The sequence below is a fragment of the Microbacterium sp. CGR1 genome (assembly GCF_001266755.1).
Taxonomy (GTDB): Bacteria; Actinomycetota; Actinomycetes; order Actinomycetales; family Microbacteriaceae; genus Microbacterium.
In genome coordinates, this window is the sequence record NZ_CP012299.1 from 212232 (window position 1) to 233429 (window position 21198).

The 21198-nt window shown below is 67.6% G+C and carries 19 protein-coding genes and 2 riboswitches; of the genes, 17 read left to right on the forward strand and 2 right to left on the reverse strand.

Annotated elements, in window-relative coordinates; translation table 11 throughout:
- Positions 1–56: 56 nt before the first annotated feature.
- Positions 57–151: riboswitch (glycine riboswitch) on the forward strand.
- 1 nt (position 152) lies between these two features.
- A riboswitch (glycine riboswitch) is annotated at positions 153–255 on the forward strand.
- A 51-nt stretch (positions 256–306) separates the two neighbouring features.
- The 8 genes from AKG07_RS01000 (at position 307) to AKG07_RS01035 (ending at position 10819) form a co-directional block, all read left to right on the forward strand.
- The gene (locus AKG07_RS01000) at positions 307–1491 is read left to right on the forward strand and encodes a glycine cleavage system aminomethyltransferase GcvT (RefSeq protein ID WP_053095561.1); all 1185 of its coding nucleotides are present in this window, start codon (positions 307–309) and stop codon (positions 1489–1491) included.
- Positions 1488–1865 (forward strand): glycine cleavage system protein GcvH, encoded by a 378-nt coding sequence (gene gcvH / locus AKG07_RS01005; RefSeq protein ID WP_053095562.1) that lies wholly within the window; start codon positions 1488–1490, stop codon positions 1863–1865. The genes AKG07_RS01000 and gcvH overlap by 4 nt, the downstream gene beginning before the upstream one ends.
- Positions 1866–1926: 61 nt before the next feature.
- Positions 1927–4758 carry an aminomethyl-transferring glycine dehydrogenase gene (gene gcvP / locus AKG07_RS01010; RefSeq protein ID WP_053099051.1) on the forward strand — a complete coding sequence of 944 codons (2832 nt, stop codon included), beginning with the start codon at positions 1927–1929 and terminating at the stop codon, positions 4756–4758.
- Between the two features lie 225 nt (positions 4759–4983).
- Positions 4984–6621 (forward strand): peptide ABC transporter substrate-binding protein, encoded by a 1638-nt coding sequence (locus AKG07_RS01015; protein ID WP_150115049.1) that lies wholly within the window; start codon positions 4984–4986, stop codon positions 6619–6621.
- A gap of 101 nt (positions 6622–6722) precedes the next feature.
- Positions 6723–7649 carry an ABC transporter permease gene (locus tag AKG07_RS01020; protein ID WP_053095564.1) on the forward strand — a complete coding sequence of 309 codons (927 nt, stop codon included), beginning with the start codon at positions 6723–6725 and terminating at the stop codon, positions 7647–7649.
- The gene (locus tag AKG07_RS01025; protein ID WP_053095565.1) at positions 7642–8586 is read left to right on the forward strand and encodes an ABC transporter permease; all 945 of its coding nucleotides are present in this window, start codon (positions 7642–7644) and stop codon (positions 8584–8586) included. The genes AKG07_RS01020 and AKG07_RS01025 overlap by 8 nt, the downstream gene beginning before the upstream one ends.
- Complete coding sequence (locus AKG07_RS01030; protein ID WP_053095566.1) at positions 8583–10256, forward strand: dipeptide ABC transporter ATP-binding protein; 1674 nt, start codon at positions 8583–8585, stop codon at positions 10254–10256. Before AKG07_RS01025 ends, AKG07_RS01030 begins: the two co-directional genes overlap by 4 nt.
- Positions 10257–10258: 2 nt before the next feature.
- On the forward strand, positions 10259–10819 hold the full coding sequence (locus AKG07_RS01035) for a hypothetical protein (protein ID WP_053095567.1): 561 nt from the start codon (positions 10259–10261) through the stop codon (positions 10817–10819).
- A gap of 14 nt (positions 10820–10833) precedes the next feature.
- Here the strand turns inward: AKG07_RS01035 and AKG07_RS01040 are convergent, their stop codons facing one another.
- The gene (locus AKG07_RS01040) at positions 10834–11619 is read right to left on the reverse strand and encodes a CPBP family intramembrane glutamic endopeptidase (protein WP_232224531.1); all 786 of its coding nucleotides are present in this window, start codon (positions 11617–11619) and stop codon (positions 10834–10836) included.
- Positions 11620–11722: 103 nt separating this feature from the next.
- Between AKG07_RS01040 and typA the strand changes: the two genes are divergently transcribed.
- The 4 genes from typA (at position 11723) to AKG07_RS01060 (ending at position 17533) form a co-directional block, all read left to right on the forward strand.
- Entirely contained in the window at positions 11723–13636 is a 1914-nt protein-coding gene (gene typA / locus AKG07_RS01045; protein ID WP_053095568.1) for a translational GTPase TypA, read from the forward strand.
- A 165-nt stretch (positions 13637–13801) separates the two neighbouring features.
- Complete coding sequence (locus tag AKG07_RS01050; RefSeq protein ID WP_053095569.1) at positions 13802–14686, forward strand: aggregation-promoting factor C-terminal-like domain-containing protein; 885 nt, start codon at positions 13802–13804, stop codon at positions 14684–14686.
- Between the two features lie 173 nt (positions 14687–14859).
- Entirely contained in the window at positions 14860–15873 is a 1014-nt protein-coding gene (glsA, locus tag AKG07_RS01055; protein ID WP_053095570.1) for a glutaminase A, read from the forward strand.
- A 28-nt stretch (positions 15874–15901) separates the two neighbouring features.
- Positions 15902–17533, forward strand: coding sequence for an MFS transporter (locus AKG07_RS01060; protein WP_053095571.1), 1632 nt, complete (start codon positions 15902–15904; stop codon positions 17531–17533).
- Positions 17534–17536: 3 nt separating this feature from the next.
- On the opposite strand, the gene AKG07_RS01065 is transcribed toward AKG07_RS01060, so the two are convergent.
- On the reverse strand, positions 17537–18085 hold the full coding sequence (locus AKG07_RS01065; protein WP_053095572.1) for a helix-turn-helix domain-containing protein: 549 nt from the start codon (positions 18083–18085) through the stop codon (positions 17537–17539).
- A gap of 93 nt (positions 18086–18178) precedes the next feature.
- Between AKG07_RS01065 and AKG07_RS01070 the strand changes: the two genes are divergently transcribed.
- The 5 genes from AKG07_RS01070 to dapC are packed head-to-tail and all read left to right on the forward strand — an operon-like array spanning position 18179 to position 21158.
- On the forward strand, positions 18179–18889 hold the full coding sequence (locus tag AKG07_RS01070; protein WP_053099053.1) for an AzlC family ABC transporter permease: 711 nt from the start codon (positions 18179–18181) through the stop codon (positions 18887–18889).
- Complete coding sequence (locus AKG07_RS01075) at positions 18886–19200, forward strand: AzlD domain-containing protein (RefSeq protein ID WP_053095573.1); 315 nt, start codon at positions 18886–18888, stop codon at positions 19198–19200. The genes AKG07_RS01070 and AKG07_RS01075 overlap by 4 nt, the downstream gene beginning before the upstream one ends.
- Positions 19201–19235: 35 nt before the next feature.
- Positions 19236–19712: a histidinol dehydrogenase gene (locus AKG07_RS01080; protein ID WP_230100669.1), complete on the forward strand. Its 477-nt coding sequence runs from the start codon at positions 19236–19238 to the stop codon at positions 19710–19712.
- A 9-nt stretch (positions 19713–19721) separates the two neighbouring features.
- A complete protein-coding gene (gene fdxA / locus AKG07_RS01085; RefSeq protein ID WP_042542002.1) occupies positions 19722–20042 on the forward strand; it encodes a ferredoxin in 321 nt (106 codons plus the stop codon).
- 3 nt (positions 20043–20045) lie between these two features.
- Positions 20046–21158 (forward strand): succinyldiaminopimelate transaminase, encoded by a 1113-nt coding sequence (gene dapC / locus AKG07_RS01090; protein ID WP_053095574.1) that lies wholly within the window; start codon positions 20046–20048, stop codon positions 21156–21158.
- Positions 21159–21198: the final 40 nt, after the last annotated feature.

Genomic DNA, 21198 nt, shown 5'->3' on the forward strand with positions numbered 1-21198 from the left:
GCCTGTGCCGACGACGTCGACCCGCTAGACTGAGGCCACAAGTGAAGACAGGCCGAATGACCCACGCGGGAGAGCCCCGGCGAATGCAACCGGGCACCGAAGGAGCAAGCCTCCCCGCCAATCTCTCAGGTACGCGTACCGCGCGGTTCCGGCCACTCTGAAAAGCGATCTCGAGCGACGCCGCGTCAGCTCGGATCCGCCGACGGTGAAAGCCCAGTCTCTGGGCGAAGCTCTCAGGCTCATGACAGAGGGGGAGTTCCCAGGAGCAGCGTCGCTGTTCCGCCCGATCCAGCCCGGGAGAACTCCATGTCCGACCCCCGCTACACCCCGCTGCGTGAGCGCCACGAGGCGCTCGGTGCATCGTTCACCGACTTCGGCGGTTGGCAGATGCCGGTGCGATACACGTCCGACCTCGCCGAGCACCACGCCGTGCGGCAGGCGGCCGGCATCTTCGACATCTCCCATATGGCGGAGTTCCTCGTCACCGGCGACTTCGCCGGGGAGTTCCTCGACTACTCGCTCGCGGGCCGGCTGTCGGCGATGGCGGTCGGCAAGGCGAAGTACTCCCTGATGCTCGCCGACGACGGCGGGATCATCGACGACGTCATCGTCTACCGGCTCGCAGACGACCGCTTCCTGGTGATCGCGAACGCGGGAAACCGCGGATTCGTCGACCAGGCGTTCGCATCGCGCGTCCGTTCGTTCCCATCACGGATCGAACGCGAGATGCCCGCCAGGGCCGAGGGAGAGGATCGCAGCTTCGCGGGGTTCATCGGCGACAGGGGCGTGGACGTCGAAGACGTCTCCGACGACTATGCCCTGCTCGCGGTCCAGGGCCCCGCCTCCGAGGTGATCGTCTCGTCGACGCCGGGCATCACCGATCTCGGCACCCCATGGGCGGAACAGAAGTACTACGCCTGGGCCGATGCGCTGTTCCAGGGTGCACCGCTGCTGCTCGCCCGCACCGGCTACACGGGCGAGGACGGATTCGAGCTTCTGGTGAGAGCCGCCGACGCACCCGCCCTGTGGGACGCCCTCGTCGAGGCGGGTCAGCCGCACGGGCTCGTCCCCGCGGGCCTCGCCGCGCGCGACACCCTCCGGCTCGAAGCGGGGATGCCTCTCTACGGTCACGAGCTCTCGCGCGAGACGAAGCCGTCTCAGGCCGGTCTCGGGCGAGTGGTGGTGTCCGACAAAGCCGATTTCATCGGCAAGGGAGCGGTGGATGCCGCATCCGACGCTCCGGTGCTCGTCGGCCTGGTCGCCGAGGGCAAGCGAGCCGGACGCGCGGGCTACTCGGTGGTCGACGCGGACGGCATCGTGCTGGGCGAGGTCACCAGCGGTGCACTGAGCCCGACGCTCGGCCACCCGATCGCGATGGCCTATGTGGCACCTGCTTCCGCTGCCGCGGGAACCGCAGTATTCCTTGATGTGCGGGGGACCAGGATCCCCGCGACCGTGACCGCCCTGCCTTTCTACCGGAGGACCAAATGACCGATCTCAACGCACTCAGCTATACCGACGAGCACGAGTGGATCGCCGCTGACGGTGACACCGTCACCATCGGGATCACCGACTACGCGGCCGACAAGCTGGGAGACGTCGTGTTCGTCGAACTCCCCGCCGTCGGCACCGAGATCGCCGCAGGCTCGGTCGTCGGTGAGATCGAGTCGACCAAGTCGGTCGGCGAGCTCTACGCTCCGGTCACCGGCACGGTCGTCGAGATCAACGACGCCGTCGTCGACGACCCGTCGCTCGTGAACGCCGAGCCGTTCGACGGAGGCTGGCTCATCAAGGTCTCCGTCGCCGCCGGTGCGCTCGAGGGCCTGATGGACCGCGACGCGTACGTCGCTCTCACGGAGGGCTGATCGTCCAGTGGTCTCTTTCGCCGATCGTCATATCGGAACCACCGCCGCCGCCCAGCGCCAGATGCTCGACGCACTGGGCGTCGAGTCGAAGCTCGAGGACTGGAGCCCGGTCGAGGCGCTGATGCGTCAGGCCGTGCCCGCTTCGATCTTCACCCCCGCCTCCACGGAGTCCGTGATCCCGCGCGCAGCGAGCGAGACCGAGGCGCTCGCCGAGCTGCGAGCGCTCGCGTCCCGCAACACGGTGAACCGGCCGATGATCGGTCTCGGGTACTACGGCACGATCACCCCTCAGGTGATCCAGCGCAACGTGCTCGAGAATCCGTCGTGGTACACCGCGTACACGCCGTACCAGCCCGAGATCTCGCAGGGTCGCCTCGAAGCACTCATCAACTTCCAGACGATGGTCGCCGAACTGACCGGCCTGACCACCGCGAACGCGTCGATGCTCGACGAATCGACCGCTGTGGTCGAGGGGATGCTGCTGGCACGCCGCGCGTCGAAGAAGGCGTCGAACGTCTTCGCCGTCGACGCCGACGCGTTCCCGCAGACGAAGGCACTGCTCGGGACCCGTGCCGAGGCCGTGGGCATCGAACTGGTGTCCGTCGACTTCGCGGCGGGCGAGGAGCTGCCCGCCGAGCTGTTCGGCGTCTTCGTGCAGTACCCGGGGGCCTCCGGGCGAGTCTGGAACCCGGCGGCCGTGATCGATGCGGCGCACCTCGCGGGCGGGCTCGCCGTCGTCGCGGCCGACCTCCTCGCGCTCACCCTCATCGCGTCGCCCGGCTCGCTCGGGGCCGATGTCGCGGTCGGGACGACGCAGCGCTTCGGCGTGCCGATCGGCTTCGGAGGCCCGCACGCGGGCTACATGGCTGTGCGCGCAGGGCTCGAACGTCAGCTGCCCGGCCGTCTCGTCGGCGTCTCTGTCGATGCCGACGGCAAGCCGGCGTATCGGCTGTCGCTGCAGACCCGCGAGCAGCACATCCGCCGCGAGAAGGCGACGAGCAACATCTGCACCGCTCAGGTGCTGCTCGCCGTGATGGCGTCGATGTACGCCGTCTACCACGGTCCCGATGGACTGAAGGCGATCGCCCGGGAGGTCGCGGCCAAGACCGCGATGCTGCGCGACTGGCTCGCCGATGCGGGTGCGGACGTCGTGCACGACTCGTTCTTCGACACCCTCCAGGTGCGGGTGCCGGGGCGCGCTGCCGAGTTCGTGGAGCAGGCCCATCACGGTTTCGGCATCCTGCTGCACGCCGCGGATGCCGACACGATCGGCATCTCGATCGACGAGACCACGACGGTCGCCGAGCTCCATCAGGTCGCTCAGGTCTTCGGCGGTGCCCGGGAGCGCGCATTCGGATTCTTCGGCTCCGGTTCGCAGGGCGGCCTCCCCGGCGATCTGCTCCGTCAGGACGAGTACCTCACGCACCCCGTCTTCCACGCGCACCGCAGCGAGACGGCGATGATGCGCTATCTCAAGAGCCTCGCCGATCGTGACTATGCGCTCGACCGCGGCATGATCCCGCTCGGGTCCTGCACGATGAAGCTCAACGCGGCGACCGAGATGGCATCGATCACGTGGCCGGAGTTCGCGGGCATCCACCCGTTCGCGCCGGCATCCGATGTCGCGGGGTATCTCGACATGATCACGCAGCTCGAAGCGTGGCTCGCCGAGGTCACGGGGTACGACGCCGTCTCGCTGCAGCCGAACGCCGGCTCGCAGGGCGAGCTGGCCGGCCTCCTCGCCATCCGCGGCTACCACCTCGCGAACGGCGACACGCAGCGCACGGTGTGCCTGATCCCGTCGTCCGCGCACGGCACCAACGCGGCCTCCGCGGTGCTCGCCGGAATGAAGGTCGTCGTCGTGGCGTGCGATGAGCTCGGGAACGTCGACCTCGACGACCTGCGGGCGAAGATCGCGGCGCACGCCGACGAGCTCTCGGCGCTGATGATCACCTACCCGTCGACGCATGGCGTGTACGAGCAGGACGTGGTCGAGATCACGACCGCGGTGCACGACGCCGACGGCCAGGTGTACGTGGACGGTGCGAACCTCAACGCGCTGCTCGGCTACGCCCGGTTCGGCGATCTCGGCGGCGACGTCTCGCACCTCAACCTGCACAAGACGTTCGCGATCCCGCACGGCGGCGGCGGCCCCGGTGTGGGCCCCGTCGCAGCCAAGGCGCACCTCGCGGCCCACCTGCCGTCGCACCCGCTCGCGCAGCGGGCGGAGCATGCGGGCGGATTCGTCTTCGAAGGCGGCGCGGTGTCGGCGGCACCGTACGGATCTGCGGGCATCCTGCCGATCTCCTGGTCCTATGTGCGGATGATGGGCGCCGACGGCCTCCGTCACGCGACCGCGGCCGCCGTGCTGTCGGCGAACTACATCGCCGCGCGCCTGGGCGAGCACTTCCCCGTGCTGTACGCGGGGGAGGACGGCCGGGTGGCGCACGAGTGCATCCTCGACCTGCGTCCGCTTCGCGAGGAGACCGGGATCACCGTCGACGACGTCGCCAAGCGACTGATCGACTTCGGCTTCCACGCACCGACCATGTCGTTCCCGGTCGCGGGGACTCTGATGGTGGAACCCACCGAGTCCGAGGACCTCGGCGAGATCGAGCGGTTCATCGAGGCGATGATCATGATCAAGGCCGAAGCGGATGCCGTCGCCGCCGGGCGCTGGCCCGCGGACGACAACCCTCTCGTCAACGCTCCGCACACCGCAGTCTCGCTGATCGCGGGGGAGTGGGAGCACGCCTACAGCCGTGAAGACGCCGCCTATCCGGTGCACGCCCTGGTGGCAGGCAAGTACTGGCCGCCCGTGCGCCGCATCGACCAGGCGTACGGTGACCGCAACCTCGTGTGCGCCTGCCCGCCGATCGAGGCGTTCGCCTGAACCGCATCCTGAGGGGTGACGGCGTCGTGTCCATGCGGACACGACGCCGTCACTCGTTTCCGTGCATTTCCGCGTGTTTCGGGGATGTTTCAGTTGGTCACCACTCAGTAACGGTTCATTAGCCGAGAGCGGCGTCCACGAAACCGCGGGTTACAGTCAACTATCCCTACGCGTTCGACGATGAGCGCGCAGTCTGATGAATACCCGTCCACAGGAGGACACAAAGTGAAGCGCAACAAGATCGCCCTTGCGGGCACTGCGCTGTTCGCGATCGGCGCCCTGGCGCTCGCGGGCTGCGCGAGCGGTGGAAGCGGCAATGAAGGCGACGGCGGCTCCGGTGCGAACACCGACGCCGACGCCATCATCACCACGAACGGCTCGGAGCCCGAGAACCCGCTGATCCCCACCAACACCAACGAGGTGGGCGGCGGAAAGATCCTCGACGAGATCTTCGCCGGTCTGATCTACTACGACGCCGACGGCAAGCCCGTCAACGACGTGGCTGAGGAGATCACCACGGAGGACCCGCAGAACCTCACCGTCAAGATCAAGGAAGGCCTGACCTTCACCGACGGTGAAGAAGTCACCGCCGACAACTTCATCAAGGCGTGGAACGAGGGCGCCAAGGCGTCGAACGCTCACCTCTCCAGCTACTTCTTCGAGGACATCGAGGGCTTCAGCTACGACACCGACTCCGAGCTCACGGGTCTCAAGCAGGTCGATGACTACACCTTCACGATCGCGCTGAACAAGCCGGCATCCGACTTCGCTCTGCGTCTCGGCTACTCGGCCTTCTACCCGCTCCCCGACGTCGCGTTCGAGGACATGGAAGCGTTCGGTCAGAACCCGATCGGCAACGGTCCGTACATGATCGACGGCGAAGACGCGTGGCAGCACGACGTCCAGATCGACCTCGTCCGCAACGACGACTACGACGGTGGCCGTCAGGCCGCCAACGGCGGTCTGACCATCAAGTTCTACGCCACGCAGGAGGCCGCATACGCCGACCTGCTGTCGAACGAGGTCGACGTCATCGACGCGATCCCGACGAACTCGCTCCCGGTCTTCACCGACGAGCTCGGCGACCGTGCTGTGAACCAGCCCTCCGCGGTGTTCCAGTCCTTCACCATCGGCCAGTTCCTCCCGCACTTCAGCGGCGAAGAGGGCCAGCTGCGTCGTCAGGCGCTGTCGATGGCGATCAACCGCGAGGAGATCACCGAGACGATCTTCTCGGGCACCCGCACCCCGGCATCCGACTTCACCTCTCCGGTCATCGACGGCTGGTCCGACTCGGTTCCCGGCAGCGAGGTCCTCGACTTCGACCCCGAGAAGGCGAAGGAGCTGTGGGCTGAGGCCGACGCCATCGCACCGTGGGACGGCGAGTTCAAGATCGCGTACAACTCCGACGGCGGCCACGACGCCTGGGTCGACGCGGTGAGCAACAGCATCAAGAACACGCTCGGCATCGAGGCATCGGGTGACCCGTACCCGACCTTCCAGGACCTTCGCACGAAGATCAACGACCGCACCATCACCACGGCTGCGCGCTCGGGCTGGCAGGCCGACTACCCGGGTCTGTACAACTTCCTCGGACCGCTCTACGCCACCGGCGCAGGCTCCAACGACGGTGACTACACGAACCCCGAGTTCGACGAGCTCATCTCCGCCGGCATCAGCAACCCCGACGCCGAGGCTCAGATCGAGGACTTCACCAAGGCGCAGGAGGTCCTGTTCCAGGACCTTCCCGCGATCCCGCTGTGGTACTCGAACGTGACCGGTGGTTTCAGCGAGAACGTCGACAACGTCACGTTCGGCTGGAACTCGGTTCCGCTGTACTACGAGATCACGAAGGCCGGCGAGTAAGTCTGACGGCACTTCACCTGTGAGGCGGTGACGATTCTTCGTCACCGCCTCACAGGCTTGTGTTCACGTAGCTTTCTTTCCCCTCAAGAAGGGACAAGCGGATGCTCGGTTACATTCTGAGACGTCTCCTGCAGGTGATCCCGGTCTTCTTCGGAGCCACCCTGCTCATTTACTTCCTCGTGTTCGCCATGCCCGGCGACCCGATCCTCGCCCTGTTCGGCGACAAGACGCCCAACCCGGCGGTCGTCGAGCAGTTGCGCGCGCAGTACCACCTGGACCAGCCGTTCATCGTGCAGTACTGGTACTACATCACCGGCGTCTTCCAGGGCGACCTGGGCACGACCTACTCGGGCCGCCCGGTCTCGGCTGTGCTCGCCGCCACGCTTCCTGTCACCGGCCGACTCGCAGTGATGGCCATCGCCATCGAGTTCGTGCTCGCCATCGTCATCGGCACCATCTCGGCGCTGCGCAAGGGCAAGCTGTTCGACAACGTCTCGCTCGTCGTGGCGCTGGTCGCGATCGCGATCCCGATCTTCGTGGTGGCGTTCCTCGCGCAGTACTTCCTCGCGATCCAGCTCGGCTGGTTCAAGCCCACGGTGGGTGCGGACAACGACTGGGGCGGGCTGTGGCTGCCGGCGATCGTGCTCGGTTTCAGCCTCTATGCGGTGAGCATGCGTCTCATGCGCAGCTCGGTCATCGAGACCCTGAACCAGGACTGGGTGCGCACGGCGTACAGCAAGGGGCTCTCGCGCAACCGCGTGCTGCCCGTGCACGTGCTGCGCAACTCCCTGATCCCGGTGATCACGAACTCCGCCACGAACTTCGGCGTGCTGCTCGTGGGCGCCACCGTCACCGAGGGCATCTTCAACGTCCCCGGTGTGGGAAACACGCTCTTCCAGGCGATCCAGCGCGGCGAGGGACCCACGGTCGTCTCGTTCGTGACCGTGTTCGTCATCCTGTATGTGTTGGTGAACCTTCTCATCGACCTGCTCTACGGTCTGCTCGACCCGAGGATTCGCTATGCCTGATCCCACATCTCAGAAGCACTACGTCGCTCCGATCGAGACGGAGTCGATCGCGGTCGACGCCGTTCGGATCTCGGACAAGCCCAGCAACCTCTGGCGTGACGCCTGGTTCGACCTGCGTCGTCGTCCGCTGTTCTGGTTCTCGGTCGTCCTCGCGCTGTTCTTCCTCGTGATGGCGCTGTGGCCGACTCTGTTCACCGCGACGCCGCCGAACAACGACTGCCAGCTGTCGAACAGCAACGGCGGTCCGACGGATGGACACCCGCTCGGGTTCACGTTCCAGGGCTGCGACATCTATGCGCGCATCGTCTGGGGCGCGCAGACGTCGCTGGCCGTCGGCCTCATCGCGACGCTGATCTCGTCCGTTCTCGGCCTGATCATGGGAGCTCTCGCGGGCTTCTACGGCGGATGGCTCGACTCGGTGCTCTCGCGCATCGGCGACATCTTCTTCGCCATCCCGTACATCCTCGCGGCCGTCGTCGTGATGACCGTGTTCCGGGATTCCCGTTCGGTGTGGACGCTCGCGTTCGCCATCGGAGCGTTCGCCTGGGCGTCCACGGCTCGCGTCGTGCGGGCCGAGGTGCTCCGTGTGCGTCAGGCGGACTTCGTGATGGCGTCGCAGGCGCTCGGTCAGTCGAAGTTCAAGATCCTCCTGAACCACGTGGTCCCGAACGCCATCGCTCCGCTGCTCGTCGTCTCGACGCTCGGCCTCGCCGCCGCGATCGTCGCGGAAGCGACGCTCTCGTTCCTCGGGGTGGGTCTCGGCAGCGACGTGATGTCGTGGGGAAATGACATCGCGAAGGCTCAGGCATCGCTGCGTGTCGCGCCGATGGCGCTCATCTATCCGTCGATCGCTCTCACCCTCGCGGTGCTGGCGTTCGTCACCCTGGGCGAGCTCATCCGAGACGCCCTCGACCCGAAGGCGAGGGCACGCCGATGAGCGAGCGAATCACCGAACAGGTCCCGCTGCTGAGCATCCGCGACCTGAGCGTCGCGTTCCGCACGCAGGAGGGTCTGCGCGAAGTGCTCCACGGAGTGAGCTTCGACGTCATGCCCGGAGAGACCGTCGCGATCGTGGGCGAGTCGGGCTCGGGCAAGTCCACGACGGCCACGGCCATCGTGAACCTGCTGCCCGGCACCGGCCAGGTCACCGCGGGATCGATCACCCTCGAGGGACGCGAGCTCACGACGCTCAACCGTCGCGAGATCGAGGCCGTCCGAGGCCGGGACATCGGCTTCGTGCCGCAGGACCCGATGTCGAACCTCAACCCCGTCTGGAGCATCGGCTTCCAGGTGAAGGAGGCGATCCGTGCGAACGGCATCGCCCAGGGGCGCGATGCGGCCAAGGCGCGCACCGTCGAGGTGCTGCAGCAGGCCGGACTCGCCGACGCCGAGAAGCGTCTGCACCAGTTCCCGCACCAGTTCTCGGGAGGCATGCGCCAGCGCGCGCTGATCGGGATGGGCCTCGCGGCCGACCCCAAGCTGCTCATCGCCGACGAGCCGACCTCGGCTCTCGACGTCACCGTGCAGCGCGTGATCCTCGACCACATGGCGTCGCTCACCCGTGACAAGGGCACCTCGGTGCTCCTGATCACGCACGATCTCGGTCTCGCAGCCGAGCGTGCGGACAAGATCATCGTGATGAACGGTGGCAACATCGTCGAGTCCGGTCCCAGCCGCGAGATCCTCGAGAACCCGCAGCACCCGTACACGAAGCGGCTGGTCGCCGCGGCGCCCAGCGTCGCATCGCAGCGCATCCAGGCGGTGGTGGAGGACCGGGGGATCGAGACGCTCGACGACCTCGCCGACATCCCGCCGACGGTGCGCGTCGCCGGACTCACGAAGGACTACCGGATCCGCCAGGGGAACTTCCGCAGTGAAGCGTTCCGCGCTGTCGACGACGTGTCCTTCGAGATCCCTCGCGGCAAGACGCTCGCGCTCGTAGGCGAGTCGGGCTCTGGCAAGTCCACGGTCGCCAAGATGGTGCTGAAGCTCGAAGAGCCGACCAGCGGAACCATCGAGATCGACGGGCAGGATGTGTCGAGGCTGTCGAATGCGCAGGCGTTCGGTCTGCGTCGGCGCATGCAGCCGGTCTTCCAGGACCCGTACGGCTCGCTCGATCCACTGCGCAACATCGGCAACACGATCGCCGAGCCGATGCAGATCCACGGCGTCGGCGATCGCGCCTCGCAGCGCGAGCGGGTCGAGGAGCTGCTCGACCAGGTCTCGCTTCCGCGCGTCCTCGCGACCCGGTATCCGAACGAGCTCTCGGGCGGTCAGCGTCAGCGTGTCGCGATCGCACGCGCTCTCGCGCTCAAGCCCGACATCATCGTCCTCGACGAGGCGGTGTCGGCGCTCGACGTGCTGGTGCAGGATCAGGTGCTGCAGCTGCTGGCCGAGCTCCAGTCGGAGCTCGGGCTCACCTACCTGTTCATCACTCACGACCTCGCGGTCGTCCGAGTGTCGAGCGATCTGGTGTGCGTCATGGAGAAGGGCAAGATCGTCGAGCAGGGCACTGTCGACGAGATCTTCGCGAATCCCCAGCAGGAGTACACCGATCGTCTGCTCAAGGCGATCCCCGGGGCGACCATCACCCTCGGCGGTCACTGAGAGTGAGCATCGGCCCTCGACCGGAGGCCGCACGGACTTTCCGTGCGGCCTCCGGGCCTGTCTCCCTCGTGCTGTGCTCGCTGCTCGCGATCTTCCTGCTCGGCGACGCCGTCGTACGCGCCGGCTGGGGCCAGATGCTCCTGCTCGCTCCCTGGGTGCTGCTCGGACTCTGGGTGGTCTACGAGATCGCGTTCGTCTCGGTCGTCCGCATCGACGACCAGGGAGCGATGGTGCAGAACATGCTGCGTCGCACCTCGTTCGGCTGGAGCCGCGTGCGCGACGTCGACCTGCGCTGGCAGCTTGTCTTCTCGCTCGACGACGGCACCGACCTGTCGAGCTACGGAGGGCCGGCTCGAGCGCGGCCCGTGCGACGCGCGACCGGCGACGACGAGGCCAAGGCCCCTGTCGCGCTCCGCGACCTCACCGACGTCCGTGACCGCTGGCAGGCTGCTCTCTCCGGTGCGGACGCGCCGATCCACCGCACGTGGGACTATCGGGCGCTCATCGCCCTCGGTGTCATCGTGCTCTGGGCCGTGGCGTCGATCCTGATCGCGAACGGCTGACCTCGCCTCGGCTCTCAGCCGGGCAGCCCGAACAGCGCCGGCCAGGTCGCCGCAGCCCACGGGTAGCCGACGAACACGGTCGCGTCGATCAGGAAGTGCGCGACGAGGAACGGCATGAGCCGTCCGCTGCGCTGGAACAGCCATCCGAAGAGCAGCCCCATCGCCAGGTTCCCGATGAAGGCTCCCGGCCCCTGGTAGAGGTGGTAGCTCGCGCGCAGCAGCGATGTGGCGACGATGATGGCCCACGGGCCCCACCCGAGCTGCCTGAGCCGGGCGAAGAGATATCCGAGCACGACGAACTCCTCCTGCAGCGATGCGCGCGCTGCAGCGAGGAGAAGCACCGGGATGGTCCACCAGTGGCTGTCGAGCCCCGCGGGATTCACCGCGACGAACAGCCCGAGTGCGCGGCCGGCGAGATACAGCCCGATGCCCGGGATGCCGATGGCTGCCACCAGGAGGATCCCGCGACCGACGTCCGGACCCACCCGGGTGCCGTCGAGACCCAGGCGCGCGAGGTGCGGCCTCGAGGATTGCCAGAGAAGGAAGCACACCAGCAGCACCGGGACGAGGGAGAAGCCGATCGACAGGATCTGGTAGATCAGGTCGAAGATCTCCCGATCGCTCCGGGAGGGGTTCAGGGTCGCGGTCTGGTCGGCGAGCGGCGTCTCGTCGGTGAGGCGGTACGCCAGCTGAACGACCGCATACACCGCTGACTGACCGAGGCCGAGCGCGAGGACGATCGCCACCTCCCACCACAGACGACTGCGTGAGGGAGCGGGGGAGAGGTCGGCGACGGTCACGATCACGATGCTACTTCGAGAGCGCTCAGGAACGACTCGCCCGAATACGATAGTCTGGAACGTCGGCTTCTCGGCAAAACCCCACACTCTTTAGGACATCTGCATGGCGCACGCCCTTCGCTCTGACCTCCGCAACGTCGCAATCGTCGCGCACGTCGACCACGGCAAGACCACTCTCGTCGACGCCATGCTGCGTCAGACCGGCTCGTTCGGCGAACACGCCCACGTCGATGAGCGCGCGATGGACTCGAACGACCTCGAGCGCGAGAAGGGCATCACGATCCTCGCCAAGAACACGGCGATCACCTACAAGGGCAAGCATGCTCAGGGCAAGGAGATCACGATCAACGTGATCGACACCCCCGGCCACGCCGACTTCGGTGGTGAGGTCGAGCGCGGCCTGTCGATGGTCGACGGCGTCGTGCTGCTCGTCGACGCCAGCGAGGGCCCGCTCCCGCAGACCCGTTTCGTGCTGCGCAAGGCTCTCGAGGCCAAGCTGCCCGTCATCCTCCTGGTCAACAAGACCGACCGTCCCGACGCTCGTATCGCCGAGGTCGAGGAAGAGGCCCACGACCTGCTGCTCGGCCTCGCGTCCGACCTCGTCGACGACGTGCCCGACCTCGATGTCGACGCCCTGCTCGACGTTCCCGTCGTCTACGCGTCCGGCCGTGCCGGCGCGGCCTCGCAGAACCGCCCCGCCGACGGATCGCTGCCCGACAACGACGACCTCGAGCCGCTGTTCGAGGCGATCCTCGAGCACGTCCCCGCTCCCGCCTACGACGACGAGCACCCGCTGCAGGCCTGGGTCACCAACCTCGACTCCAGCCCCTTCCTCGGTCGTCTCGCTCTGCTGCGCGTCTTCAACGGCACGCTGAAGAAGGGCCAGACGGTCGCCTGGGTCCGCGCTGACGGCACGCACCAGAACGCACGCATCACCGAACTGCTCAAGACGCGGGCGCTCGAGCGCTACCCGGCCGATTCGGCGGGCCCGGGCGACATCGTCGCCATCGCCGGCTTCGAGAACATCACGATCGGTGAGACGATCGCCGACCCCGAGGATGTCCGGCCGCTTCCCGCGATCACCGTCGACGACCCGGCCATCTCGATGACGATCGGCACCAACACCTCGCCGCTCATGGGCAAGGTCAAGGGTCACAAGCTCACCGCTCGCATGGTCAAGGACCGTCTCGACAAGGAGCTGATCGGCAACGTCTCGCTCAAGGTCGTCGACATCGGACGCCCGGACGCCTGGGAGGTGCAGGGCCGCGGAGAGCTGGCGCTGGCCATCCTCGTCGAGAACATGCGCCGTGAGGGCTTCGAGCTCACCGTCGGCAAGCCGCAGGTGGTCACGAAGAAGATCGACGGCAAGACGTACGAGCCGTTCGAGCACCTCACGATCGACACGCCGGAGGAGCACCTCGGCGCGATCACGCAGCTCCTGGCGAACCGCAAGGGCCGCATGGAGAACATGACGAACCACGGCACCGGCTGGGTGCGCATGGAGTTCATCGTCCCGTCGCGCGGTCTCATCGGGTTCCGCAGCGAGTTCCTCACGACGACCCGAGGCACCGGCATCGCGAACGCGATCTCGCACGGCTACGAGCCGTGGGCCGGTTCCATCACGACCCGTCAGAACGGCTCGATCGTGGCCGACCGTCAGGGCGTCGTGACTCCGTTCGCGATGATCGCCCTGCAGGAGCGCATGTCGTTCTTCGTGCAGCCCACGCAGGAGGTCTACGAGGGCATGGTCATCGGCGAGAACTCCCGCGCCGACGACATGGACGTCAACATCACGAAGGAGAAGAAGCTCACCAACATGCGTGCGGCGAGCTCCGACACCTTCGAGTCGATGACGCCCCCGCGCCAGCTGACGCTCGAGGAGAGCCTCGAGTTCGCCCGTGACGACGAATGCGTCGAGGTCACGCCCGAGGTCGTCCGCATCCGCAAGGTGAATCTCGACGCGAACACTCGTGCGCGTGAGACCGCTCGCCTGAAGCGCCAGGACGCGAACGTCTGAGAATCGTCTGAGAGAAGGGGCCCTGTACCGCCGGAAACGGCGGTACAGGGCCCCTTTCTCACGAAACGTCCAGGAGTGCCGTTGCAGAATCGTTACCTTGCGCCTGGGGCGATCTCCCGATGAGTGTCCTGTGACGGGCGTACGACGACCCGAAAGTCGAACCCAATGCTTCACACCACCCGTGCGCTTCGGCGCGCCCACGCGGCGGCGACAGCTCGTAACGCCATCACGGCGCGTCGCCCGAAACTGATTCTCGGAACGATCACCGGCGGCATGCTCGGCCTCGCTCTGACGGTCGGCATCGTGTCCGCCCCCGCGGCCGGCGCCGAGCTGCCGGACGCCGTCGCAGGCGTCACCTCGTTCGTCACCGGCGAGCCGGACGCCCCGGCCAAGAGCGCGGATGACTCGGCGCTCACGATGGTCGCCGCTCAGGATGCCGTCGCGGCAGCTGAGGCGCTGAACGCAGAGGTCGCGGCATCGGGCCTCGATCTGGGCGCCGCACCCTCGAGCGTCGACACCGCTGACGTGACCACGTGGGTCGATCAGCTGGCGGACCGTGATGACTTCTCGAACAGGGAGCTCTCGAGCCTGACCGCGTACGCAGTCACCGGAACCGACGAGATCGTCGCGGAGACCGCTGCGCTGCAGGCGTCCTATGTCGCGGCCCAGGAGGCGAAGGCCGCTGCGGACGCGGCTGCGGCCCAGGCGGCGGCTGAGGCCGCGGCGCTCGCTCAGACGAACACCGTCGACGGCGCGAAGGCCGCGGCTCGCGACATCGCGTCGAGCGAGTACGGCTGGGGCGAGGACCAGTTCTCCTGCCTGAACTCGCTGTGGACCAAGGAGTCCGGCTGGAACTACAAGGCGTACAACGCCTCGGGTGGCGCGACGGGGATCCCGCAGGCTCTGCCCGGAAGCAAGATGGCGTCAGCCGGGTCCGACTGGCAGACCAACGCGGCCACTCAGATCCGCTGGGGCCTCGGGTACATCTCGTCGGTCTACGGCACCCCCTGCAGCGCGTGGGGCCACTCCCAGTCGGTGAACTGGTACTGAGCCGCAGCTCCGCACACCCTCCCTCCGAGACCCACCCCGCCTGCGTGCGGTGGTGGGTCTCGGTGTGTCCGGACATGTGTCGCAACAGGGCACTGCCTGCTCTAGGCAGCGCGACGCATTGGCACTACGGTGAGCGATGACGGCTGGGGGGTCGTGGACTCGAAGGAGAACGCATGGACGTCGCGGCGCTGGCTGGCATCCCGCAGCAGGTCTCGACGGGTGGGCTGCCCGGGTGGGAGAGGGTCGACCAGCTCGTGCGTGAGGCTCATCGTCTGTATGCGCAGGACCACGGCGGCGCGGTCGCCGACTACATCCCGGTGCTCGCCGAGGCCGACCCCGAGCTGTTCGGTCTCGCGGTCATCGAGGTCGACGGCGGCCTGCATGACGCCGGGGATGCGCAGCATCCGTTCTCGATCCAGTCGATCTCGAAGATGTTCGTCTACGCCCTGGCGATCCAGGAGCACGGCCATGAGCGGGTGCGCGACATCGTCGGCGTCAACAACACGGGCCTCGCCTTCAACTCCCTGATGGCGCTCGAGCTCAACGGCGGACACCCCATGAATCCGATGGTCAACGCCGGTGCGATCGCGACGACGGCACTGATGCCGGGGCAGACGGCTGTCGAGCAGTGGGAGCGCGTGCGCGAGGGGCTCTCTGCTTTCGCCGGCCGCGCGCTGAGCCTCGACGGCGTGGTGTACGCCTCGGAAGCCGCGACCAACGAGCGCAACCGGGCGATGGGCTGGCTGCTCCGCAGCTATGGACGGCTGGTCGGCGACCCCGACGAGGTCGTCGACGTCTACACGCGTCAGTGCGCTCTCAGCGTCACGGCCCACGACCTCGCGGTGATGGGGGCGACGCTCGCCGACGGCGGCGTGAATCCGATCACGGGCGAGCGGGTGGTCTCTGCGGACGTCTGCCGCGACACTCTCGCAGTGGTGGCATCCACGGGCCTCTACGAGGCCTCGGGTGAGTGGCTGTTCGAGATCGGGCTGCCCGCCAAGTCGGGTGTGGCAGGAGGGATCGTCGCCGTCGCGCCGGGCAAGGGTGCCGTCGCCGGATTCTCACCGCGCCTCGACGCGGCGGGAAACTCCGTGCGATCGCAGCTCGCCATCGGTCACCTCTCCCGCGCTCTCGGACTGAACCTGTTCGCCTCAGCGCCCGCGCCGACCGCTCGGTCGACGGACTGACCTCCTTCCCCGCTCAGAGGACCCTGCCATGACACTCACTGCTCCGGCATCCACGAAGACCTCCTGGATGCCGCTCGTCAGTCTCTTCCTCGCCCAGGTGCTCATGTCGTTCAACGTGGCAGCCCTGCCGATATCCCTCGGTGGCATGGTCAGTGAGTTCGGCGTGCCGCCGACGGTCGCCAGCACCACCATCGTGATGTACGGCCTCGCCGTGGCCGCCCTCGTGATGACCGGCGCGAAGCTCGGTCAGCGGGTCGGCTGGGTCCTCATCTTCCGGATCGTGATCGGCCTGTTCGCCGCGTCGTCGGTGCTGATGATCGTGTCCCCGAGTGTGGGCTGGGCCATCGCGGGGCAGGCGGTCGCCGGCGCCGCCGCAGCGATCATCGTCCCCTCGATCGTGGCGCTGATCGCCGAGAACTATCGGGGCGCGCAGCAGGCGACGGCGATCGGTGCGATCGGGTCCGCCCGAGCCATTTCGGGAGTCACCGCGTTCCTCATCGGCGGCACGCTCGGCACCCTGGTCGGATGGCGGCCGATGTTCTTCATCGTGTTCGGCATCGCCGTGGTCGTCTTCGCGTTCAGCTTCACGCTGCGAGGTGATGGGGGAGACGCGTCGATCCGCATCGACCTCGTGGCGTCGCTCCTCATCGGCGCGGCCATCGTGCTTCTGACCCTGGGTTTCAACAACCTCAACGGGTGGGGTGCCGTCGCTGCGACCGAGGCCGCACCCTTCAACATCCTCGGGCTCTCTCCTGCGCCCGCCTTCGTCGTCGTCGGGATCGTGCTCGGTCAATGCTTCTTCGTCTGGACTCGCCGTCGGATGGCCGAGGGCAAGGTGCCGCTGATCGACCTCAGCATCCTCGACTCGTCGAAGGAGCGCGCTGCCGTGTACGCGATGTTCATCGTCGTGGCGCTCGAGGCGTGCGTGAACTTCACCATCCCCCTGTACATCCAGATCGTGCAGGGAAGGACGCCCTTCGACACGTCGCTCGCGATGATGCCTTTCAACCTGACCGTGTTCATCACCGCCACACTCGTCGTCCGGTTCTACAAGCGCTACCCGCCGCGGGTCATCGGCGTCTTCGGCTTCATCCTCACCACGGTCGCGCTCATCTGGCTGTCCTTCGTGGTGAACAACAACTGGGAGACGCTTCCGACGATCCTCGGGCTGGTCGTGTTCGGCATCGGTCAGGGTGCGCTCGTGACCCTCGTCTTCAACGTGCTCGTCACCGCGGCGCCGGCTGAGCTCGCGGGTGATGTCGGCTCGTTGCGCGGCACCACGCAGAATCTCGCCTCGGCGGTCGGGACCGCTCTGGCCGGCGCACTCCTCGTCTCGCTCCTCGGGGTGAGCATCGGCCGCGCGGTCGTCGAGCACCCCGAGCTGCCGCCGTCGCTCGTCGCGCAGGTCGACATGGACAACCTGAACTTCGTCAGCAACGACGACCTGCGCGCAGCACTCGAGCAGACGGATGCGACGCCCGAGCAGGTCGACGCGGCGGTGGCCGTCAACGAGGAGTCGCGTCTGGGGACGCTGCGACTCGGCCTGCTGCTGCTCGCGGGACTCAGTGCCGTGGCGATCCTGCCTGCATCTCGGCTGCCGAAGTACAAGCCGGACGAGATCCCGGACCCGTCACCGGTCTTGGGCTCCGCGCCGAAGTGATGCTCAGCGCAGCTCCGAGATGAGCACCGCACTGGTCGAGGCGACGGTCGCCTCGAACACGTGGGGCGCGTCTCCGGCGTACGAGAGATAGTCGCCCGGGTTCAGCAGCACGGGGGCGTCCGACGGACCGATCCGAGCCTGGCCGGAGATGAGGATCACGTGTTCGGTCGTTCCCACGTGATGCGGATCGGAGCGGCGTGGATCCCCCGGATCCGCGTGGATCAGGTACACATCCCGCCTCGCACCCGGCGGGCTCGCTGAGAGCAGGGTCGCGCTGTACGCGGCGACCGACGACGGGACGCCCGTGAGATCATCGGCGCGGATGAGCGTCGGCACGTTGCTCTGCTGATCGACGAGGACGGCGAACGGCACCCCGAGCGCGACGCCGAGCGCCCAGAGCGTCTCGACGCTGGGGTTGCCGGCACCGGACTCCAGCTGGGAGACGGTCGCCTTCGAAATTCCCGCTCGACGCGCCAACTCCGACACGGACAGTCCGGCTCTCTCCCTCTCTCTGCGCAGAGTGCGGGCGATGCGCGTTCGGAGTTCCTCCATGTGTTCATCATGTCAAACGATCGTTCGCTTGACTATCCCGGACATCGCGTTCAGAATGATGGTCATGTGTTCACCGCAGCGAACGATCGTGCGATGAGCGCCGACCGCGAGGTCTGGCGTGAAGCGCTGGGAGTCGTGCTCGCCACCAGCGCCTATGGCATCTCGTTCGGCGCGCTGGCCGTGGCATCCGGACTCGACGTCTGGCAGGCGTGCGTGCTGAGCCTGCTGATGTTCACGGGCGGGTCGCAGTTCGCCTTCGTCGGAGTCTTCGCCGCCGGAGGAGTGTCCGCACTGCCGTCGGCGATCGCGTCGGCCGCGCTGCTGGGAGTGCGCAATGTCGCATACGGCATGCGGATGTCACCCGTCGTCGGCACGACCACTGGACGGCGGATAGCGGCGGCGCACTTCACGATCGACGAGTCGACCGCCGTGGCCATCTCGGAGACTGATCCGCGGCTGAGGCAGGTCGGCTTCTGGGTCACCGGGATCGGCATCTTCATCGGCTGGAACATCACGACCCTGATCGGGGCACTCGTCGGCGACGTGCTCGGTGACCCCAAGACCTGGGGGCTGGATGCTGCGGCGGCCGCGGCGTTCCTGGCTCTGCTCTGGCCGCGCCTGAAGGAACGTCAGGCCATAGCGGTCGGGGTGGCTGCGGCGGTGGTGGCGGCCGCCCTCACGCCGTTCATCATGCCCGGGCTGCCCGTGCTCGTGGCAGCCGTCGTCGCGATCATCGTGGGCTGGTTCAACTGGCTCGGTCGAATCGATGCCTCCGCACTCGACGGTGGGGAGGCCGCCGCGTGAGCATCTGGAGTGCGATCCTTCTCGCTGCGGTGATCTGCCTCGCTCTGAAGGCCGCCGGGTACCTCGTGCCGCCCTCGGTGCTCGAGGCACCGCGACCGGCGCGCATCTCCGATCTGCTCACCGTGGCCCTGCTCGCCGCGCTCGTGGCCGTGCAGACCCTCGGAGCCGGGCAGGCCGTCGTCGTCGATGCACGGGTTCCCGCTCTGCTCGTCGCGGCCGGGCTTCTCTGGCTGCGTCAGTCGTTCCTCGTCGTGGTGGTCGCGGCCGCCCTCGTCGCGGCTCTCCTGCGCCTGTTCGGGCTCGCTGTCTGAGCGCCCCTTCGCGGCGGCGCGCGTAGGATCGACTCGTGCGTATCGGATGGATCTCCCGGGTGCTCTCCTGGATCGCCGCGGCTCTCGTCGGCGGCGTGTTCGGCGTCGCAGGGACGATCGGTCACAGCCTCATGTGGGGTCCCGTGCCCGTCGGACTCATCGTCGGAGCGATCGCGTGCGGCGCGATCCTCGTCGCGATCCGCGCGCTCACCCACGACCGAGGCGCGACTCTCGCCGCGGGGCTCGGCATGCTCGGCATGCTGGTGCTCATCTCCGGCGTCGGGCCCGGGGGATCGGTGGTGGTCGAAGACACGCTCAGCGGTCGCATCTGGACCTATCTCGTCGCGGGGCTCGTGCTCCTCGCTGTCGCATGGCCCTCGTTCTCGCGGCTTCCGACTCGCACCGAGGCGCAGGCGTCGACGGCCGCGGCATCCGGCACGGCGCCCGGCGCAGACGAGGCGACCGCCCCTCGTGCCCCCGTCCTGGGCGATCGGACCGGCGGCGAGTCGTAGACTGGAGGGGTGACGTATGTGATCGCCCTCCCGTGCGTCGATGTCAAGGATCGCGCCTGCATCGACGAGTGCCCCGTTGACTGTATCTACGAGGGCGAACGCTCGCTGTACATCCACCCCGACGAATGCGTCGACTGCGGCGCGTGCGAACCCGTCTGCCCCGTCGAGGCGATCTACTACGAAGACGACCTGCCCGACGAGTGGCAGGACTACTACAAGGCCAACGTCGAGTTCTTCGACGAGGTGGGCTCCCCGGGCGGTGCGGCCAAGGTCGGCGTCATCGCACACGATCACCCGATCATCGCCGCTCTCCCGCCGCAGGGCGAGTAGTCCGTGAGTGTTCGCGATCTCGCCGACTACCCGTGGGATGCGGTCGTTCCCTACCGCGAACGCGCCGCGCGTCATCCGGACGGAATCGTCGACCTGTCGGTCGGTTCGCCCGTCGACCCGACGCCCGAGCTGATCCGCCGGGCGCTGTCGGAGGCGACCGATGCGCACGCCTACCCTCAGACCGTCGGCACTCCCGCCCTTCGTGAGGCGATCGTCGAGTGGTACGCGCGGCGCAGGGGAGTGAGCGACCTGACCGTCGACAACGTCCTGCCCACCATCGGCTCGAAGGAGCTGGTGGCTCTGCTGCCGACCCTTCTGGGCCTGGGGGAGGGGGACATCGTGGTGCATCCCCGAATCGCCTACCCGACCTATGAGGTGGGTGCTCGCGTCGTGGGAGCGACCCCGCTGCCGTCCGACGATCCGACGGAGTGGCCTGACGGCACCAAGCTCATCTGGATCAACACGCCCGGGAATCCGGACGGCCGTACCTGGACCGTGGAGGAACTGGCTGCTGCGGTCGAGCGGGCTCGAGAGCTGGGAGCCGTGCTCGCGAGCGACGAGTGCTACGCCGAGCTCGGCTGGGACGGCCGCTGGGCGACTGAGCCGATTCCGTCGATCCTCGATCCTCGCGTGACCGGTGGCAGCAGGGCGAATCTGCTCAGCGTCTACTCGCTCAGCAAGCAGTCGAATCTCGCCGGCTATCGTGCGGCATTCGTCGCAGGGTGTGCGCGCATCGTCGGCGAACTGCTCACCGCGCGCAAGCACCTGGGCCTGATGCCGCCAGAGCCGGTGCAGCACGCCATGGCAGTGGCGCTGGGCGATGACGAGCACGTCGCCGCTCAGAAGGCGCTCTACCGAGCGCGACGCGACATGCTGCGGCCTGCGCTCGAGGCGGCGGGGTTCCGGATCGACGGCTCGGAGGCCGGGCTCTACCTGTGGGCGACGGAGGGGCAGGACGCCTGGGCGAGCATCGAGCGGCTCGCCGATCTCGGCATCCTGGCGGGTCCCGGTCCGTTCTACGGTGAGTTCTCGACCCAGCACGTGCGGCTGGCTCTGACGGCTCCCTCCGACAGGATCGCTGAGGGCGCGCGGCGTCTGCACGCACAGGCCGTGTAGGTTCTGGCCTCAGATCAGTGGTTCTTTTGTCGGTTGTCAC

What these genes read in the sequence shown, in the direction of transcription:
- AKG07_RS01000 (WP_053095561.1), top strand. Translation starts at nt 307, where the DNA reads ATGTCCGACCCCCGCTACACCCCGCTGCGTGAGCGCCACGAGGCGCTC.
- gcvH (WP_053095562.1), top strand. Translation starts at nt 1,488, where the DNA reads ATGACCGATCTCAACGCACTCAGCTATACCGACGAGCACGAGTGGATC.
- gcvP (WP_053099051.1), top strand. Translation starts at nt 1,927, where the DNA reads ATGCTCGACGCACTGGGCGTCGAGTCGAAGCTCGAGGACTGGAGCCCG.
- AKG07_RS01020 (WP_053095564.1), top strand. Translation starts at nt 6,723, where the DNA reads ATGCTCGGTTACATTCTGAGACGTCTCCTGCAGGTGATCCCGGTCTTC.
- AKG07_RS01025 (WP_053095565.1), top strand. Translation starts at nt 7,642, where the DNA reads ATGCCTGATCCCACATCTCAGAAGCACTACGTCGCTCCGATCGAGACG.
- AKG07_RS01030 (WP_053095566.1), top strand. Translation starts at nt 8,583, where the DNA reads ATGAGCGAGCGAATCACCGAACAGGTCCCGCTGCTGAGCATCCGCGAC.
- typA (WP_053095568.1), top strand. Translation starts at nt 11,723, where the DNA reads ATGGCGCACGCCCTTCGCTCTGACCTCCGCAACGTCGCAATCGTCGCG.
- AKG07_RS01050 (WP_053095569.1), top strand. Translation starts at nt 13,802, where the DNA reads ATGCTTCACACCACCCGTGCGCTTCGGCGCGCCCACGCGGCGGCGACA.
- glsA (WP_053095570.1), top strand. Translation starts at nt 14,860, where the DNA reads ATGGACGTCGCGGCGCTGGCTGGCATCCCGCAGCAGGTCTCGACGGGT.
- AKG07_RS01060 (WP_053095571.1), top strand. Translation starts at nt 15,902, where the DNA reads ATGACACTCACTGCTCCGGCATCCACGAAGACCTCCTGGATGCCGCTC.
- AKG07_RS01065 (WP_053095572.1), bottom strand. Translation starts at nt 18,085, where the DNA reads ATGGAGGAACTCCGAACGCGCATCGCCCGCACTCTGCGCAGAGAGAGG.
- AKG07_RS01070 (WP_053099053.1), top strand. Translation starts at nt 18,179, where the DNA reads ATGAGCGCCGACCGCGAGGTCTGGCGTGAAGCGCTGGGAGTCGTGCTC.